Source organism: Rhodococcus sp. IEGM 1341 (assembly GCF_030056895.1).
Classification (GTDB): Bacteria; Actinomycetota; Actinomycetes; order Mycobacteriales; family Mycobacteriaceae; genus Rhodococcoides.
In genome coordinates this window covers 70,255-86,224 of sequence record NZ_JASHKV010000008.1, presented here as the reverse complement: position 1 = coordinate 86,224, position 15,970 = coordinate 70,255, and the positions used below count along the sequence as shown (strand labels likewise).

The 15,970-nt window shown below is 66.1% G+C and carries 16 protein-coding genes and 1 riboswitch; of the genes, 5 read left to right on the top strand and 11 right to left on the bottom strand.

What is annotated here, in order from left to right; all coding sequences use genetic code 11:
* Nucleotides 1-9: 9 nt before the first annotated feature.
* On the bottom strand, nt 10-654 hold the full coding sequence (locus QM615_RS17385) for a TetR/AcrR family transcriptional regulator (RefSeq protein ID WP_188078688.1): 645 nt from the start codon (nt 652-654) through the stop codon (nt 10-12).
* 52 nt (nt 655-706) lie between these two features.
* Between QM615_RS17385 and QM615_RS17380 the strand changes: the two genes are divergently transcribed.
* Genes QM615_RS17380 through QM615_RS17370 form a run of 3 tightly spaced genes read left to right on the top strand, consistent with a single transcriptional unit; the run spans nt 707 to nt 3,182 of the window.
* Nucleotides 707-1,711 (top strand): ABC transporter permease, encoded by a 1,005-nt coding sequence (locus tag QM615_RS17380; RefSeq protein WP_149406448.1) that lies wholly within the window; start codon nt 707-709, stop codon nt 1,709-1,711.
* Nucleotides 1,712-1,715: 4 nt separating this feature from the next.
* Nucleotides 1,716-2,681 carry an allantoicase gene (gene alc, locus QM615_RS17375; RefSeq protein ID WP_149406447.1) on the top strand — a complete coding sequence of 322 codons (966 nt, stop codon included), beginning with the start codon at nt 1,716-1,718 and terminating at the stop codon, nt 2,679-2,681.
* Nucleotides 2,682-2,708: 27 nt separating this feature from the next.
* Complete coding sequence (locus QM615_RS17370; protein ID WP_068053615.1) at nt 2,709-3,182, top strand: YbaK/EbsC family protein; 474 nt, start codon at nt 2,709-2,711, stop codon at nt 3,180-3,182.
* Between the two features lie 30 nt (nt 3,183-3,212).
* Here QM615_RS17370 and QM615_RS17365 read toward each other — a convergent pair whose 3' ends face one another.
* A complete protein-coding gene (locus QM615_RS17365) occupies nt 3,213-3,713 on the bottom strand; it encodes a hypothetical protein (RefSeq protein WP_149406446.1) in 501 nt (166 codons plus the stop codon).
* A gap of 151 nt (nt 3,714-3,864) precedes the next feature.
* On the bottom strand, nt 3,865-5,196 hold the full coding sequence (locus tag QM615_RS17360; protein ID WP_149406445.1) for an aminotransferase class V-fold PLP-dependent enzyme: 1,332 nt from the start codon (nt 5,194-5,196) through the stop codon (nt 3,865-3,867).
* Nucleotides 5,197-5,250: 54 nt separating this feature from the next.
* Nucleotides 5,251-5,366: riboswitch (SAM riboswitch) on the bottom strand.
* Nucleotides 5,367-5,574: 208 nt separating this feature from the next.
* Here QM615_RS17360 and QM615_RS17355 point away from each other — a divergent pair.
* Nucleotides 5,575-9,507, top strand: a complete 3,933-nt coding sequence (locus QM615_RS17355) for a Pls/PosA family non-ribosomal peptide synthetase (RefSeq protein WP_262498469.1) — start codon at nt 5,575-5,577, stop codon at nt 9,505-9,507.
* Nucleotides 9,508-9,513: 6 nt separating this feature from the next.
* Entirely contained in the window at nt 9,514-10,851 is a 1,338-nt protein-coding gene (locus QM615_RS17350; protein ID WP_149406444.1) for a M1 family metallopeptidase, read from the top strand.
* Nucleotides 10,852-10,936: 85 nt separating this feature from the next.
* Here QM615_RS17350 and QM615_RS17345 read toward each other — a convergent pair whose 3' ends face one another.
* The 8 genes from QM615_RS17345 to QM615_RS17310 form a co-directional block, all read right to left on the bottom strand.
* Nucleotides 10,937-11,131, bottom strand: coding sequence for a hypothetical protein (locus tag QM615_RS17345; RefSeq protein WP_094640899.1), 195 nt, complete (start codon nt 11,129-11,131; stop codon nt 10,937-10,939).
* A gap of 59 nt (nt 11,132-11,190) precedes the next feature.
* Nucleotides 11,191-11,811 carry a hypothetical protein gene (locus QM615_RS17340; protein ID WP_149406443.1) on the bottom strand — a complete coding sequence of 207 codons (621 nt, stop codon included), beginning with the start codon at nt 11,809-11,811 and terminating at the stop codon, nt 11,191-11,193.
* Nucleotides 11,812-11,841: 30 nt separating this feature from the next.
* Nucleotides 11,842-13,098 carry an MFS transporter gene (locus QM615_RS17335; RefSeq protein ID WP_149406442.1) on the bottom strand — a complete coding sequence of 419 codons (1,257 nt, stop codon included), beginning with the start codon at nt 13,096-13,098 and terminating at the stop codon, nt 11,842-11,844.
* A complete protein-coding gene (locus QM615_RS17330) occupies nt 13,095-13,751 on the bottom strand; it encodes a GntR family transcriptional regulator (protein ID WP_149406441.1) in 657 nt (218 codons plus the stop codon). The genes QM615_RS17335 and QM615_RS17330 overlap by 4 nt, the downstream gene beginning before the upstream one ends.
* 119 nt (nt 13,752-13,870) lie before the next feature.
* The gene (locus QM615_RS17325) at nt 13,871-14,068 is read right to left on the bottom strand and encodes a hypothetical protein (RefSeq protein WP_094640895.1); all 198 of its coding nucleotides are present in this window, start codon (nt 14,066-14,068) and stop codon (nt 13,871-13,873) included.
* A 113-nt stretch (nt 14,069-14,181) separates the two neighbouring features.
* Nucleotides 14,182-14,592: a DUF2752 domain-containing protein gene (locus tag QM615_RS17320; RefSeq protein ID WP_149406440.1), complete on the bottom strand. Its 411-nt coding sequence runs from the start codon at nt 14,590-14,592 to the stop codon at nt 14,182-14,184.
* 31 nt (nt 14,593-14,623) lie between these two features.
* Nucleotides 14,624-14,965: a cupredoxin domain-containing protein gene (locus QM615_RS17315; RefSeq protein WP_149406439.1), complete on the bottom strand. Its 342-nt coding sequence runs from the start codon at nt 14,963-14,965 to the stop codon at nt 14,624-14,626.
* 22 nt (nt 14,966-14,987) lie between these two features.
* The gene (locus tag QM615_RS17310; RefSeq protein WP_149406438.1) at nt 14,988-15,962 is read right to left on the bottom strand and encodes a HEAT repeat domain-containing protein; all 975 of its coding nucleotides are present in this window, start codon (nt 15,960-15,962) and stop codon (nt 14,988-14,990) included.
* Nucleotides 15,963-15,970 lie beyond the last annotated feature (8 nt).

The following is a 15,970-nucleotide window of genomic DNA, read 5'->3' as shown; positions in this document are numbered from 1 at the left end:
CCGTGTCCCTCAATCGAGATGTGCCCTAGCTATCGCTCCCGCGAACAGTTCGGAGACCGCGTCGGCAATGACTCCCTCGTCGATTTCCTCCGGATCCACCGAATGTTCGACGGCCAATCCGGAGATCAAGGCCGCCAGTGACGTCGCGAGGCGTCGGGCATCGAACTTCTCGCCGACTCCCCAGTCGTCCGCTCGCTCGGCGATGAGGCGTTCGAGCTCGCGCCGCAGTGCTCGACGGTCGGTGCGATAGCGCTCCGCGACGGCCGGGTCGCGTCCGGCGAGAATCCCGAATTCGACGGTCAGCAGCGGCCAGCGGGGTTCGGCGACCACCCACGACGCGATCTCTCCGCCGCCCGCTCCGGCTGCCGCGCCGGGGTCCAGATCGGAAATGTGAGCCAGTACGCGGGCCGCGAGCTCGAGGGACCGCCTGGCCAGCAGCTCGGCGAACAGCGCTTGCTTGGACTCGAAATTGGAGTAGACGGCTCCCTTGGTGAAGCCGGCGCGGTCCGCAATGTCGGTGAGTTTGGCTGCGGCATAGCCGTTTTCGGTGAACTCGTCCGCTGCGGCGGCGAGCAGTCGGTCTCGAACGTCGGCACGCTGCGGTCGTCGCTGCGACTGTGTCGACCCCCACTTTTCTTGCTCGTCGGCATTCACGATACCTAGAGTATTGAATACCTCGGGTATCGACAAGATTCAGGAGTCACCCATGCGCAAGATGTCACTGCTCGCCGCCGCGGTGCTGATACTTCAGCTCGGCTTCATCCTCAGCTACGTCTCGGCGTTTCATCAGCCGACTCCGCATACGATCCCCATCGCGGTGGTGACCGAAGCCGGCCTCCCCGAGGGGCTGGACCAGCAGACGACCGATCGCCTGAACGCCATCGACGGTGCCCCACTCGAGGCACGCACCGCGGCCGATACCGCCGAGGTCCGTTCGTTGCTCCGCGACAGGGACATCATCGGGGCCTATGTCGTCGGCGCGAACGGAACGGACACACTGATCACCGCGAGCGCAGCAGGGAGCTCCGAAGCCACCGCGCTGGAATCGATCTTCACCGAGGTCGACGCCGCCCAGGGCCGCCAGTTCGTGGTCCGCGACGAGATCCCGGTCGGTGTGCACGACAACCGAGGGCTGTCCGGTTTCTATCTCTCGGTCGGCTGGGTCGTCGGCGGCTACCTTCTGGCTGCCGCATTCGGATTGCTGATCGGGGCACCGACCTCGCGCCGCGAAACCTGGATGCATGTCGGCATTCTCGCGGCGTACTCCCTCGCTTCCGGCGCTCTCGGAGCATTCCTCACCACCCATGTACTGGAAACCTTTGCCGGCCATTGGTTTCCGCTGACCCTGCTGGGAACCGGGGTCGTCTTCGCCACCGGACTGTTCACCATGGGCCTGCGCGCCCTGATCGGTGTCGCGGCGGTGCCCGCCGCCATCGTGCTGTTCGTCATCCTCGGAAACCCCAGTGCAGGAGGCGCTTTCGGGGCCGATGTACTGCCGTCGCTCTACGCCTCGATCGGTCGGTGGATCACCCCTGGCATCGGCACCGAGGGCGTACGCAGCATCGTGTACTTCTCCGGCACCGGACTGGGGCAACCCGCACTCGGCCTGACGCTCTACATCGTGATCGGCGCGCTACTGATGGTCGCGGCGGCTCTGCGGCGTCGGTCTGCACACAACCCGATGAGCTCACGCGAGACCAGTAAAGTGTGATCCCATGACCTCCACCTTCCCGCTGCCTCTGCCCGATCTCGCTGTCCGCACTCTCGGAGGCGCAGTCGTGTGGGCGAACGACGAGACGTTCGCGGAGAAGGAGAATCTCGTCAGTCCCGGCAAGGCCGACTATTCGACCGCGACGTTCGGGCACAAGGGTCAGATCTACGACGGGTGGGAGACGCGTCGGCGACGCGAGCCCGGCTACGACGAGGCCATCGTGCGTCTCGGCGCACCGGGTGTCGTCTCGGCAATCGTCGTCGACACCTCGTGGTTCACCGGAAACTATCCGCCGGAGATTTCGGTCGAGGCCGCCGAGGTGCAGGGCTTCCCGTCCCCGGACGAGCTGCGCACGCAGACCGAGTGGACCACCATCGTCGCGCGCAGCCCGGTCGACGGCGACAGTGAGAACAGGTTCGCCGTCGCCTCCGACGCGCGGTGGACGCACGTGAAACTGTCGATCTATCCGGACGGCGGAGTGGCGCGGTTGCGGGTACTGGGCCGCGGCAAGCCCGATCCCGAGTTCCTCGCGGCCGGGCCGGTCGACCTGGCTGCGCTCGAGAACGGTGCCTACGTCTCGGCGTGTTCCAACATGTTCTACAGCTCCCCCAACAATCTGTTGTTCCCCGGCCCGCCGCGGTCGATGGGTGAGGGTTGGGAGACCTCGCGTCGACGCAACGACGCGAACGACTGGGTTCAGGTACAGCTGGCAGGCAGCGGGCTCGTTCGCCTCGCCGAGCTCGACACCACCTGCTTCCTCGGCAACGCCCCTGGCGCGGCGTCACTGCGCGGACGGCTCGGTGAGGGCGAGTGGATCGAGTTGTTGCCGCGAACGACGTTGCAGCCCGACACCCGCCATCGCTTCGTACTCGACCACGAGACCCCGGTCTCGGAGGTTCGGATGGACATCTTCCCGGACGGCGGCATGGCGCGATTGAGACTGTTCGGTGATCTCGACATATCTGCGTAAATGAGACTGGGGCAATAGGGTTGGTGCATGTCCCGGCTACTTCATCCGAATGCAGCCCATGTTGCCGACACGCTGATTTCACGTGGTCATCACGGGGTGGTGGTCAGCAGTCCGGAGGGCACGCACACTGCCGCCGATGCTGCTGCCGCACTGGGCGTCGACGTAGGCGCGATCGTGAAGTCGATGGTGTTTCTACTGGGCGACGAGCCGGTGCTGCTGCTCGTCTCCGGTGCCCACAACGTTCATCTCGAGCACACCGGCGAGCGTCTCGGCGGCGTGTTGACGCGTGCGCCTCTGGACACGGCCAAGCATGCCACCGGCCAGCCGATCGGTGGGATCGCCCCGGTCGGCCACCCCACCAACCTCGACACGTTCGTCGACCAGGATCTGGCCGGCTACTCCGAGGTGTGGGCGGCCGCCGGCCACACCAACACGATCTTCAGGTCCACGTTCACCGAGTTGGTGCGCATCACTGCGGGTCTGGCGATCGACGTCACCTGACCCACGCGCACGTCCCGAGGACGTGAATCCTCAAGACGCGAGAGTCGGGGCGATCGGTGCGCCGAGGACCGCGTCGACGACGTCGATGTCGAGTCGGGTCCCGCGGGATTCCAGCAGCGGCAGTACTCCGTTGTTGATGAGAACCGACTGGCGAGCGACGTCGCCGAGCGCTGTCAATGTCACGCCATCGGCCACATCGGCCGCGGTGACGTCGGAGATCAAACTGGCCAGTCCCGCCGGTGTTCCGACGTAGCGGATCGACGTCGGGCTGCTCGGCGCATCCAGTGCGGCAAATTCCCGACGGGCCGTCCTGGCATCGGCCGCGATGTGGATCTCGAGGTCGAGAAACACTGCTGTGCTGTCGGCAGATTCGCCGCGGTCGACTGCCTCGGCGCGGAGCCGCGCGCGTTGCTGCTGGGATTCCCGCAGGTCGGAGGCCTGGATTCGGACTACATCCGTCTCGGGAGCGGCGGTCAGTTCGGTCCAACTCGCAGAGAATTCGACGGCGACGCGGGTGAAGTTGTGCGACATGAGTGGTGGTCCTGATTCTTCAGTCGGTGGCATTCGGTCGGAGCGGAGCCGAACTCGAACACGACCCGGACGCAGTGCGGCACAGATCCACATATCTGTTGCACCAGTGGCGGTTGCCCGCCCATACGACACTCACGGTCATGACGCCATGCTAACTGTCTGCGGGGGTGCACGGGGATCCAACCCCGGCGGCGCCATCGGCCAGCTCGGGGAAGGGTCGCGGGTCGGGTACGGGGTTCCACCAGCCGGCATCCTCTGCGTAGTGCCAGTTCGGTCCCGATTCGACCAGGGCGGCGAGTGCGTCGACGAGTCGGTCCACATCGGCGAACGAGCTGCCGAGGCCGATGCTGGCCCGAACCGCTCCGGCCGCATGCCCCAGCCTGCCCAGCAGTGGGTGCGCGCAGAACTTCCCGTCCCGCACGCCGATTCCGTGTTCGGCGGAGAGGTACGCGGCGACCTCACCGGGGTCACGTCCGGCGACGGTGAAGGTGACGATGCCGACGCTGTCGGTCGCGTCGGCCCACACCTCGAGCTGCTCGACGCCGTCCAGTGCGGCCAGCCCGTCGCGCAGGCGGGACGACAGTTCGCGCTCGTGCGCCTGCAGCTCGGCATCGTCGAATCCGGCAATGGCCTCGCAGGCCGCGGCCAATGCGGCAACCCCGAGCACGTTGGGGGTGCCCGCCTCGTGCCGCTGCGGTGCAGGAGCCCAATCGGTGTGGTCGATGCGCACGCTACGTACCGCGCCACCGCCGGCCAGGTGTGGCTCACCGAGGTCGAGCCAATCACGCTTGCCCACAAGCACTCCCGCGCCGAACGGGGCGTAGAGCTTGTGTCCGGAGAAGGCGAGGTAGTCCACCCCGAGTGCGGCGATGTCGACCCGCCGATGTGGAACCAGCTGGGCACCGTCCACCGCGATGCGTGCGCCGTGCCGATGCGCCAGTGCCGCGAGTTCCGCGATCGGCAGAACTTCTCCGGTGACGTTCGATGCGCCCGTGATCGCAAGCAGAGCAGCAGGTTTCGCGGCGAGTTCGGCGTCGAGGCGGGCGATGGTCTCGGCCAGGGTCGACGCAGCCACCACCACTCGTCGGTCACGCCACGGAAGCAGGTTCGCGTGGTGTTCGATGTCGAGCACCACGGTCTCACCCGGCACGCATGCGGCCAACAGGTTCAGCGAATCGGTGGTGTTCCGGGTGAACACCACCACCGAATCCGACTGCGCACCAATGAAATCGGCGACGGTCACCCGCGCCTTCTCGTACGCTGCCGTGCAGACCCGTGAGGCGTAGCCGGCACCGCGATGAACACTGGAGTAGAACGGCAGCAGTTCCGCGATCCGATCGGTCACCGCCGTCAAAGCCGGTGCGCTGGCAGCGTAGTCGAAATTGGCGTAGGTGCAGGTGCCGCCCTGCACCAGGGGTACCTGCAGATCCGTGCCCGAAACAGGGGCAAAAGGAGCACAGGGGCGGGAAAGTACAGATGTCATGACAGATCAAGCCCTCACGTTCGAGGGACCCGCAACCGAAGGATGTGGTGAACGAGTCCGCGCTTGCCGCGCCGGTTTTCCGGCACCAGCCTGGTCGTCACCCGGAGCACCCCACCGCGGAGGAGGGTTGCCGACCAGCGAGCCGGGGCTTGACGCTGGTACTCGTGACCGTGGAGAAGACACTGGCAAACCCGCTGCGGTTTTGTCAAGCCGGAACTCACGCGTGGGCAGCAGTAGGATTCCCGCGGTGGGAAGGAGCGCTCGTTCACCTGCTGGCAAACAGAACGTGAGATAACCAACGGCGCTGCTCCCCAGCGGCACAGAGTCCCAGCACCACAGAGTCACTTGCCAACGAACGAGAAGGACGCCCGGTTGTCTGTGCATCAAGAGAACGATCTGCCGGGTTCGAGCGCGGACACCGCGCCTGCACCGGCGGCGTTTCTTCGCTCGTCGCTCGCCCCTCCTGCCCGGACGCTCATCGACGTTCTCCGTGATACCGCTCATCGTTTTCCCGACGCCCCCGCCATCGACGACGGTGCTGTCTCGGTCAGCTACTCCGAGTTGTTGGACGACATCGCCGAGGGCGCGCAGTGGCTCGCCGATGCCGGCGTCAGGCGCGGCGACCGCGTCGGCATCCGCATGCCGTCGGGTTCCTTCTCCCTCTATGTCGCGATCCTGTCGATCCTCGCGGTCGGTGCCGCGTACGTGCCGGTGGACGCGGACGATCCCGAGGAGCGGGCCGAGTTGGTCTTCGGTGAGGCGAAGGTGACGGCCATCGTCACGGCGGGCGGCATCGCGGCCGGTACTGCTCCCAAGCAGGACGCCCTTCCCGAGACCGACCCACTGCCGCCGACTCCCGAGGACGACGCGTGGGTCATCTTCACCTCGGGTTCGACGGGCACCCCCAAGGGTGTCGCGGTCAGTCATCGCAATGCGGCGGCGTTCGTCGACGCCGAGGCCCGCATGTTTTTGCAGAGGGATCCACTCGGCCCAGGGGATCGAGTGCTGGCCGGTCTGTCGGTGGCGTTCGACGCGTCGTGCGAGGAGATGTGGCTGGCGTGGCGGCACGGTGCGTGTCTGGTTCCGGCACCCAGGTCGCTGGTGCGGTCCGGTTTCGATCTGGGCCCGTGGCTCGTCTCCCGCGACATCAGTGTCGTCTCGACGGTGCCCACCCTCGCGTCGCTGTGGCCCGCGGTGGCTCTGGAAGCGGTGCGGTTGCTCATCTTCGGCGGCGAGGCGTGCCCGCCGGAACTGGCCGAGCGGCTCGCCGTCGAGGGCCGCGAGGTCTGGAACACGTACGGCCCCACCGAGGCAACGGTCGTCGCGTGCGCGGCGATCATGGACGGGAAGGGGCCCGTCCGCATCGGATTGCCGTTGGACGGATGGGACCTGGCAGTAGTCGATGCGTCGGGCACCCCGGTACAGGTCGGCGAAGTCGGTGAATTGGTCATCGGCGGCGTCGGACTCGCTCGGTATCTCGATCCGGCCAAGGACGCCGAGAAGTACGCGCCCATGCCCTCTCTGGGGTGGGATCGGGCGTACCGCAGCGGCGATCTGGTCAAGCTCGAGCTCGAAGGGCTCTTGTTCCAGGGTCGCGCCGACGATCAGGTCAAGCTCGGCGGTCGACGCATCGAGCTCGGCGAGATAGACAATGCGCTGCAAGCACTTCCGGGAGTCGGCGGTGCGGCGGCCGCCATCCGCAAGACCGCTGCCGGTAACTCGGTGCTGGTCGGATACCTCGCCAGCACCAATCCAGATTTCGATCTCGAAGCCGCACGCGAATTGCTCGCCGAGCAGTTGCCCGCGGCATTGGTGCCCAGGCTTGCGCTGGTGGACGAGATGCCAACGCGCACTTCGGGCAAGGTCGACCGCAACGCGCTGCCGTGGCCCCTGCCCGGTATGGCGGGCGCGTCTGCGCTCGGCGGCACGGCGGGGTGGGTGGCCGAATTGTGGACCAACATCCTCGGCGCGCAGGTTTCCGACGAGAACGCCGATTTCTTCGCCAACGGCGGCGGTTCGCTGTCGGCCGCTCAGTTGGTGACGGCGTTGCGCGAACGGTTCCCCGAGATCACCGTCGCACAGCTCTACGACCACCCACGGCTGGGTTCACTGGCGCAGTATCTCGACGATCTGAAGCCTGTCGTCGAGGCCGTTCCTCGTGACGTGGCCCCGACGTCGCGTACCGCGCAGTGGGCGCAGATCGCGGCAACGGTTCCGTTGACCACGCTGACCGGATTGCAGTGGGTCACTTGGCTCGGACTGCTGTTCAACGTCATGTCCTGGTTCGGCGACGTGCCCTGGGCCCCGACGCTGTCGTGGTGGTGGGTGCTCGTGGCGTTCGTCCTGTTCATCACTCCGGTCGGCCGGATGGCGATCTCGGTGATCGGCTCTCGCATCCTGCTGGCGGGCTTGAAACCCGGCGCGTATCGACGCGGCGGGAGCATGCACATCAGGCTGTGGGCAGCAACGAGATTGACCGATGCCAGTGGTGCGTCGAACCTTTCGGGCGCACCGTGGATGGTCTACTACGCGCGCGCTCTTGGCGCCAAGATCGGCAAGGGTGTCGACCTGCACACGATGCCGCCGGTCACCGGAATGCTCGAGCTGGGCGACGGCTGTTCCATCGAGCCCGAGGTGGATCTGTCCGGACATTGGATCGACGGAGATCTCGTCTACATCGGCGGCGTCGAGATCGGTGCCGGTGCCACCGTCGGCGCACGGTCGACGCTGTTGCCCGGCACCAAGGTCGGCAAGAACGCCGTCGTCACCGCAGGCTCCGCCGTCGTCGGACGGGTGAAGGCCGGTCAGATGTGGTCCGGTTCGCCGGCTCAGAAGGTCGGCAAGGCCGATCATCCGTGGCCCGCAGAAACGCCACCGCGCGCGACGAAATGGGTGTTCGCGTACGGCGTCGCGTCGCTGTTCCTGTCCGGCATGGCACTGTTCTCGATCGGCGTCAGCCTGGTGCTGATGGGCTGGTGGATTCACACCGCGGACTCCGTGTTCGACGCCTTCGAACGTGGTCTGGTGATGTTGCCCGTCGCGACGATGGTGTCGTTGGCGGTGTTCGCGTTGATCACCGTCGTCGCGGTGCGGTTGCTCAGCATCGGTCTCGTCGGCGGCTACCACCCGGTCCGTAGCCGCATCGGCTGGCAGGTCTGGGCCACCGAACGATTGATGGACTCCGCGCGCACCTTCCTGTTCCCGCTCTACGCGTCACTGCTGACTCCGCATTGGCTGAGGCTCCTCGGCGCGAAGATCGGCAAGGACGTCGAGGCGTCGACGGTGCTGATGATCCCCAAGTTCACCACCGTCGCCGACGGCGCGTTTCTCGCCGACGACACGATGGTCGCCAGCTACGAACTCGGCGGCGGCTGGATGCATCTGGGCGACGCCAAGGTCGGCAAGCGGGCGTTCCTCGGCAACTCCGGTATGACCGGGCCCGGGCGAACCGTCCCGAAGAACGGCCTGGTCGCGGTGCTGTCCGCGACTCCGGACAAGGCGAAGTCCGGCTCGTCGTGGCTCGGCAGTCCGCCGGTGCGGCTGCGTCGGGCCGCCGGTAGTGCGGATTCGTCGCGCACGTTCGATCCGCCCCGCAAGCTCAAGGTCGCCCGGTCGTTCGTCGAGACGTGCCGGTTGATTCCCGTCGTCGTGACGTTCGGCATCGGGCTCGGAGTGCTGTTCACGCTCACCGCCATCGCCGACTCCGTCGGGTACTGGTTGGCTGCGTTGCTCAGCGGCGTCGTCCTGCTCGTCGCCGGTTTCGTGGCTGCTGCGGTGTCGGCGTTGGCGAAGTGGTTGTGGGTGGGCCGGATCGGCAAGACCGATCATCCGCTGTGGAGTTCGTTCGTGTGGCGCAACGAGGTGGCAGACACGTTCGTCGAGACCGTTGCCGCGCCGTGGTTCGCGCGCGCCGCCGAGGGCACCGCGGTGCTGAACATGTGGCTGCGGTGGCTCGGTGCGGATATCGGCCGTGGCGTCTGGTGTGAGACGTACTGGCTTCCCGAGGCCGATCTGGTGACGTTGGCCGACGGTGCGACGGTCAACCGAGGGTGCGTTGTGCAGACGCACCTGTTCCATGATCGGATCATGTCCATGGACACGGTCGATCTCGGCAGAGGCGCAACACTGGGACCACACTGTGTCGCGCTGCCTGCATCGGGTATAGGTGATGGAGCGACGGTGGGGCCTGCCTCTCTGGTGATGCGCGGCGATACGGTTCCCGCGCATACTCGTTGGCAGGGCAATCCGATCGCGCCGTGGGCCAAGGGTGATCCCTTTCCGCGTATTCGCGACGACCGAAACGAGGGGTGATCTACCGTGCCGGACAGGCTCGTGGCACCGGTGTTCGACGTCGACTCCAGTGACAATCCGATCGATACGTATCTTCCGCAGAACGGCAACCGCGGCTATCGCGTCTCGCGCTACGAACTCGACCTCGAGTACAAGGTCGAGAGCAACCGGCTGGCGGGTAAGGCGAAGATCACCGCGGTCACCACCGCGACGGTGTCGAAGTTCGCGCTCGATCTCGGCCCGGCGATGAACGTGTCGAAGGTGTCGGTCAACGGATCGCGTTCGGTGAAGTTCAGCCACCAGCGCGGCAAGCTGAAGATCACCCCGGCCAAGCCCATCGCGTCGGGTGCGGCACTGGTGGTGACGGTGGCGTACGGCGGAACCCCGAAGCCCATCAACGGTTTGTGGGGTGAGGTCGGCTGGGAGGAGCTCACCGAGGGCTCGCTCGTCGCCAGCCAACCCAACGGCGCTGCGTCGTGGTTTCCGTGCGACGACCATCCGGTGTCCAAGGCCAGCTACGGCATCACCATCACCACCGATTCCCCGTACTACGCGGTGGCCAACGGAACGTTGGTGCGCAAGCAGACTCGCGCCAGCCGCACCACGTGGGTGTACGAGCAGCCCGAGCCGATGGCCAGCTACCTCGCCACCATCCAGATCGGTCCGTACGAGCATCGCATCGTCAGCCCGGGACCGGTGCCGATGAAGGCGATCACTCCGCCGCGCCTGCGAGCGCAGTTCGATCACGACTTCGGTCGTCAACCGCAGATGATGGATACGTTCGTACGGCTCTACGGCCCTTACCCTTTCGCGTCGTACACCGTGGTGGTGACCGACGACGATCTCGAGATTCCGATCGAGGCGCAGGGCCTATCGATCTTCGGTGCCAATCACTGTTCCGGTTCCCGGTACTACGAGCGTCTGGTCGCGCACGAGTTGGCGCACCAGTGGTTCGGCAATTCCCTCACCCTCGGCAAGTGGGCCGACATCTGGCTGCACGAGGGGTTCGCGTGCTACTCGGAGTGGATCTGGGCCGAGAACTCCGGCGGCGCAACGGCTCACGACAAGGCCAAGCGGGCGCACACCATTCAGCGCGGTCTGGCGATGGACCTGCAACTCACCGACCCGGGGCCCGAGCGCATCTTCGACGACCGTGTCTACAAGCGCGGTGCACTGGCACTGCATGCAGTGCGGCGCACCATCGGCGACGAGCGATTCTTCGGACTGATCCAGGAATGGACCTCCAAGTACCGCTACTCGACGGTCGCAACCGCGGACTTCACCGACCTCGCCTCCCGCTTCGGTTGCCCCCGAAATCTGTGGGACGCATGGTTGGTGGACAAGCAACTTCCGTCGCTGCCGTAGGTCCCGCGGGCAATCGGCTCCCCAGTTTCGGATACCAGCCTGCAATCGGAGGCCTGAATCCAGGTCTGGGGAGCCGATCCGCCGGTCAGACCCGCCGACGCCGTTTCTGCGCGTAGCCGATGGTCAAGAAGCCCGCCGACATCAACGCGAAAAGATTGATCGGCGACGCGATCGCACGGCCGACACTCGCATCGAGTGCCACGACCTGAAACAGCACCCAACACACGATGACGCCCAGCACCGCGAAAATCGGCCAGGGTCCGGAGTAGTTGTACTTCATGCTCGCTCCTGTCGGACGAGGGATGTGCTCGCTCCACGGTACCCACCGCATCGGCTGTGTCAGCGAACGCCGAGTGACAACACCAAGCCGGCCACGGCGTAGCCATACATCGCTGCCGTTGCCAATGCTTGACGCCAGAAGCCCGGCGGGAACGACGCCGCCCAGCGTCCCCTGCCGTCCAGTTGCAGATCGCAGGGGAAGTCGCTGATGGCCATGGCCGATCCAGGATTTTTCGAGTGCGCGAGCACCACGCCGGTGGTGAAGGGCAGACCCCGAACGAACAGGTGACCGCGCGCTTCCCCGGCCCGGTACCGCACTGCGGATTCGGTGACGACCCCTGTGTACCAACGTCGTTGGACGTTCCAGCCGGTGGCGTGCGCGAGCCGAAGGTTGCGGTCACCACGCAGCGCGGTGTCGATGGTCTCGACGTCGGCAATAACTCCCCACCGCAGCATCGACACCCATCGTGCTACCGCCGAGACGCGAAATACCACTGCACCCAGCAGCACGATCGCAAAGACGAACGGCACCAGTGCGGGATACCTCGACCACCACGCGGCCGGCACGATCACCGCGACGAGAAACCAGTACGCCTCACGCCGGTTCCATACTGTGGCACCCGCGATCGCCACCGTCGGAGGCACCCGATGTGGCGGGACCGTGCGCGAGGACTGCAGCATGATGCCGCTGATCCTAGAGCCGAACCGCCCCTACGCGCTCGGCAAGTGCGCAGACGTTTTCGACCGCACCACCAGGCCACACAGTGCCGCCATCACCGCGCCGAATCCGAAGATGATCGGATACGTGACCACGCCGGGCCATGTCTCGGTCAATGCCGACAGCAGGGCGGGCACCGCGAAGCCCAGGTAGGTCAGCGAATAGAACACCGCGGTGAGGCCGGCGAGATCATCGGGGCCCGCAATGCGTTGCACCTCTTGCAAACCCGAGACCAATGCCATGCCGTACCCACACCCCAGCACTGCCGCCGCGATCAGGGCTGCGGCAATGGTCAGCACCGACGCCGCCCACGCCGCGACAGCCATGCCGACAACCAGCAGTGTCAGCGCAACCAGAGCGCCTCGCGCACTGGCGGGAGTGTCGATTCGACGCCCGACGGCCTGGATCGCGAAGCCGGAACCGAGTGCGATCACCGCCATCGCGGCAGACAGGGCGACGGGATAGCCGCCCCCGGGCTCGTCGGCCAGAGCGTCGGCCATCAGTGACGGCAGCACCGCGTAGGCGACGCTGGCGGCACCGAACACCCACGGCGCCAACGGCAGCACGACGAACAGGAACCGCCGATGGGAGGCGGACGGAATCCGCAGGTCGTCGAGCAGCTTCTTGTTCTTCGATGCCGCTGTCGCAGTTCGAGTTTCGGGAACCGACAGCATGCCGACACCGGCGACGATGCAGATCAACACGTGCACGCTGTAGGCGAGGTGCGTCGGCCAGGGTGCCCACTGCGCGAGCACACCGGCAACTCCGGCACCGAGGGCGAAGCCCGCGGTCAGCGACATCGCCGCACGGCGCGCTCCGGCACCGGGTTTGGCGTTGGCGTCGCGGCTCGAGAGTTCCTTGACCCAGCTGCCGCCCACGGCCATACCGATTCCGAGCGCGATACCGCTGAGCACGCGACCACCGAAGAGCAGGTACGCGTTGTCCGGTCCGAGTGCGATCAGAATGGACCCGGCCGCGGCAATTGCTGTAGCGGGCAACATGATCGGGCGTCGACCGAGTCGGTCGGACAGCGGTCCGCAGATCAGCATCGCCGGAATGATGCCCAGGACGTAGGCAAACAGGAACGTATCGACCACCACGGCCGAGAACCCGTGGTCGAGTCGGTACATCACCAACAGCGGCGTGAACTCGTTGCCGCCCCACGCGACAGCGAACATGCCCGACGCCACCAGCAGCCAGCGTCGCGCAGTCGTCTCGATGTCTCGATCGTTCGTGATCGTCTCGCTCATCGTGCTCCCCCTTTGTCCGGTCGTAGGCCGTGCACCCCGAGCATGTGTTGTTCGACTGCCCGCTCGAATCCGTCTGCATCTCCCGCCTCGATCAGGTCGGCCAGCCGGCGATGGTCGTCGACGATGCGGGAGATCTGGCCTGGGTCACGCGTCACCGAGGCTGCGGTCATTCGGCGTTGACGCTCGCGAAGTCCGTCGTAGAACGCGTCGAGCAACGGATTGCCGCCCGCATGGACGACGGTGCGATGGAAGTCGGCGTCGACGGCGCTGAACTGCGCGGCGGTACCGTCCACGGCCAGCTGCTGCTGTAGCTGCAGGTTCTCCCGCAGCGCGGACACTACGGATTCGCGGGCTGACGCGTCGTCGATGAATGCGCGAACGCTGCCTGCCTCGACGAGTCGACGCGCGTCGACGACGCTCTCGGCCTCACCCACCGCGATCGGCACCACCAGTGCCCCGCGCTTGGGGTAGAGCCGCATCCATCCCTCGACCTGTAGGCGGAGAAATGCCTCGCGGACCGGAGTGCGGCTGATCTCGAGCCGGGTGGCGATCTCACCCTCACTGACGAGCTCACCGCCGGGAAGTTCCCCCGAGACGATGAGCTCCTTGACCGTCACATACGCCGTATGGGCGGCAGATTTCGTCTCGGACACAACATAGATACTAGATGCACCTCAACTGTGCACCAATTCGGGACCCGAAGAAGTCCACTCAACGTGACATTGACTACCGAAAAGGCCACAGTCACATTGACTCCCCAGGAGGAGGGCGGTCAGGGCACCCAGTGTCTCGCGGCGATGTCGTCGATCACCGGATCCCCGTCCTGCGCAGCATCGAGTGCTTCGAGGTCGTCGCGCAGTGCGTTCAAGCGCGGGTCATCGCCCTCGGCTTGTTCGGCAGCCGTGCCTCCGTCGTCGGCGAGTTGCGCGAGCAGTTTCGCGCGGACGCGATCCTTCAGCGAGTCGCTCATTCGTCGTCACCCTTCTTGAAGACGCGGCGGGCCGTGGGGATGAGCGCGATGAGCACTCCCAACAGCACGATGATCGAGAAGATTTCCAGCAGCATGTCCAACTCCTAGTGGTTTCAGGTCGGGGCGATCGCGGAGCCCCACGGGGTGTTGCGCACCACGGTGAACACTGTGAGGACGGCGATCAGGACGACCACCGTGGGGCGGTTGAATCGCGGGAGTTCGAGCGGGCGTCCGGTCCACCGAGCGCGCAGCCACAGCGCCCACACTGCGAGCGCGCCGACGGCAACCACGACCGCAACGACATTGCTCGACGCGGCCGCCGCGATGTCTCCGCGGGTGAGGTCACCGAGAGCCCGGGTCGTGCCGCATCCGGGGCACCACAATCCGGTCAGCGCGTGGAACGGGCAGGGAAGGTAGGTCGAGGTGCGAGGGTCACGAACGTGCAGCAGCACTGCCCCACCGACAGCCGCAGCGGCCACACCGAGGGGTGCGGCGATGCTGCGCGATCGGGTGGGTGCCGTCATGACTACCAGTCCATCACGGTTCCAGCATCCATCAAGGTTCAACGACGATCGTCGCCGTCATGTCCGGATGCGGGGTGCAGTGGTAGGTGAAGGTGCCCGCGGTATCGAAGGTGTGCGTGAACTGTCCGGTCTCCATCAATGCACTTCGGAACGAGTTGTCGTCGGCAACCACGTTGTGGGCCATGCCGCGGTCGGCGAACACCCAGGTGACGGTGTCCCCCACGGAGATCGTCAGCGACTTCGGCGAGTACATGCGATCAACGACGGTCACCTGGTTCTCGGCAACGGGTTCGGCGGGTGCGGCCGGGGTGGTTGCGGTGGAGCAGGCAGTCAACATGATCATCGATGCCGCGAGCAGTCCGAAAGCCTTCATGCCTTCGACGGTACCGAAGGCGTCATTCCCTCCGGCCGAGGATGTACTGGGCCGTCAGTGCAATCGATCGCTCCGAATCCTGGGTCAGTTGCTGCAGTGCCTGCAACGCCGCCGAGCCCGGAATGCTCGCCAACGCCTGTGTCACTCGCTGTCGCACCACAGAGTCGTCGATGCCGTCCATCAACGCCGCCACGATCGAGTCGGCGGATCCCAGCACGCCAAGGGCATCAGCGGCATCCACGTCGTTCGTGCCGTCGTGCACCATCGCGATCAGTGTCGGAATGGCGTCGACGACGCCTCGAGTCGCGAGTTCCAGTGCAGCGACCCGACGGACCTGCTCGTCGTCGTGGACCAGCGACTCGGTCAGTAGTTCGGTGGCATCGGGGTGAGATATCTCGACGACGGTATCCACGGCGCGGCGTCGTACCTCGGGGTCCGAAGAATCCAGGCCCTCCTGCAGCGGCCCGATCGCGTCCCCACCCGACTGAGCGAGGGCCCACCGCAGTGCGCCGGCCACGTTGGTTGCGGGCTCACGCAGCACCGCCTCGGCCAGGGCGGCTGCCGGAATGGGTCGATCTCCGACGGAGGACAGCGCCGCCGTCTGCCGCTTCCCTGCACTAACGGACCCGAGATCACTCAGCAGCGCAACAGTGTCGAGTACGTCCTCCCAGTCCGCCGGCCGCAGGTCGCCGATGCGACGCAACCGCGTGAGCAACTCGGTATCCCGAGCGATGCGTTCCTCCGTTCGGGCGGCGAGCTCGTCGACCAGTCCCGAGGCCGCGAAGTTCGGGTCGTCGAGCGCTCGCCCGACGTCGTGCAGAGACAACCCGAGCGAACGCAGAGACTCGACGTGGAAGAGGCGTCGAACATCATCCGGGGAGTACTCGCGGTAGCCGGTGCCGCTACGCGAGGTCGGGCGCACGAGTCCGAGCCTGTCGTAGTGCCGGAGCATGCGCGCACTGACGCCCGACCGCCGCGCCACCTCACCGATCAACATCGTCCTAT

What these genes read in the sequence shown, in the direction of transcription:
- QM615_RS17365 (WP_149406446.1), bottom strand. Translation starts at nt 3,713, where the DNA reads ATGTCGCACAACTTCACCCGCGTCGCCGTCGAATTCTCTGCGAGTTGG.
- QM615_RS17360 (WP_149406445.1), bottom strand. Translation starts at nt 5,196, where the DNA reads ATGACATCTGTACTTTCCCGCCCCTGTGCTCCTTTTGCCCCTGTTTCG.
- QM615_RS17325 (WP_094640895.1), bottom strand. Translation starts at nt 14,068, where the DNA reads ATGAGCGACTCGCTGAAGGATCGCGTCCGCGCGAAACTGCTCGCGCAA.
- QM615_RS17315 (WP_149406439.1), bottom strand. Translation starts at nt 14,965, where the DNA reads ATGAAGGCTTTCGGACTGCTCGCGGCATCGATGATCATGTTGACTGCC.
- QM615_RS17335 (WP_149406442.1), bottom strand. Translation starts at nt 13,098, where the DNA reads ATGAGCGAGACGATCACGAACGATCGAGACATCGAGACGACTGCGCGA.
- QM615_RS17340 (WP_149406443.1), bottom strand. Translation starts at nt 11,811, where the DNA reads ATGCTGCAGTCCTCGCGCACGGTCCCGCCACATCGGGTGCCTCCGACG.
- QM615_RS17310 (WP_149406438.1), bottom strand. Translation starts at nt 15,962, where the DNA reads ATGTTGATCGGTGAGGTGGCGCGGCGGTCGGGCGTCAGTGCGCGCATG.
- QM615_RS17380 (WP_149406448.1), top strand. Translation starts at nt 707, where the DNA reads ATGCGCAAGATGTCACTGCTCGCCGCCGCGGTGCTGATACTTCAGCTC.
- alc (WP_149406447.1), top strand. Translation starts at nt 1,716, where the DNA reads ATGACCTCCACCTTCCCGCTGCCTCTGCCCGATCTCGCTGTCCGCACT.
- QM615_RS17320 (WP_149406440.1), bottom strand. Translation starts at nt 14,592, where the DNA reads ATGACGGCACCCACCCGATCGCGCAGCATCGCCGCACCCCTCGGTGTG.
- QM615_RS17345 (WP_094640899.1), bottom strand. Translation starts at nt 11,131, where the DNA reads ATGAAGTACAACTACTCCGGACCCTGGCCGATTTTCGCGGTGCTGGGC.
- QM615_RS17370 (WP_068053615.1), top strand. Translation starts at nt 2,709, where the DNA reads ATGTCCCGGCTACTTCATCCGAATGCAGCCCATGTTGCCGACACGCTG.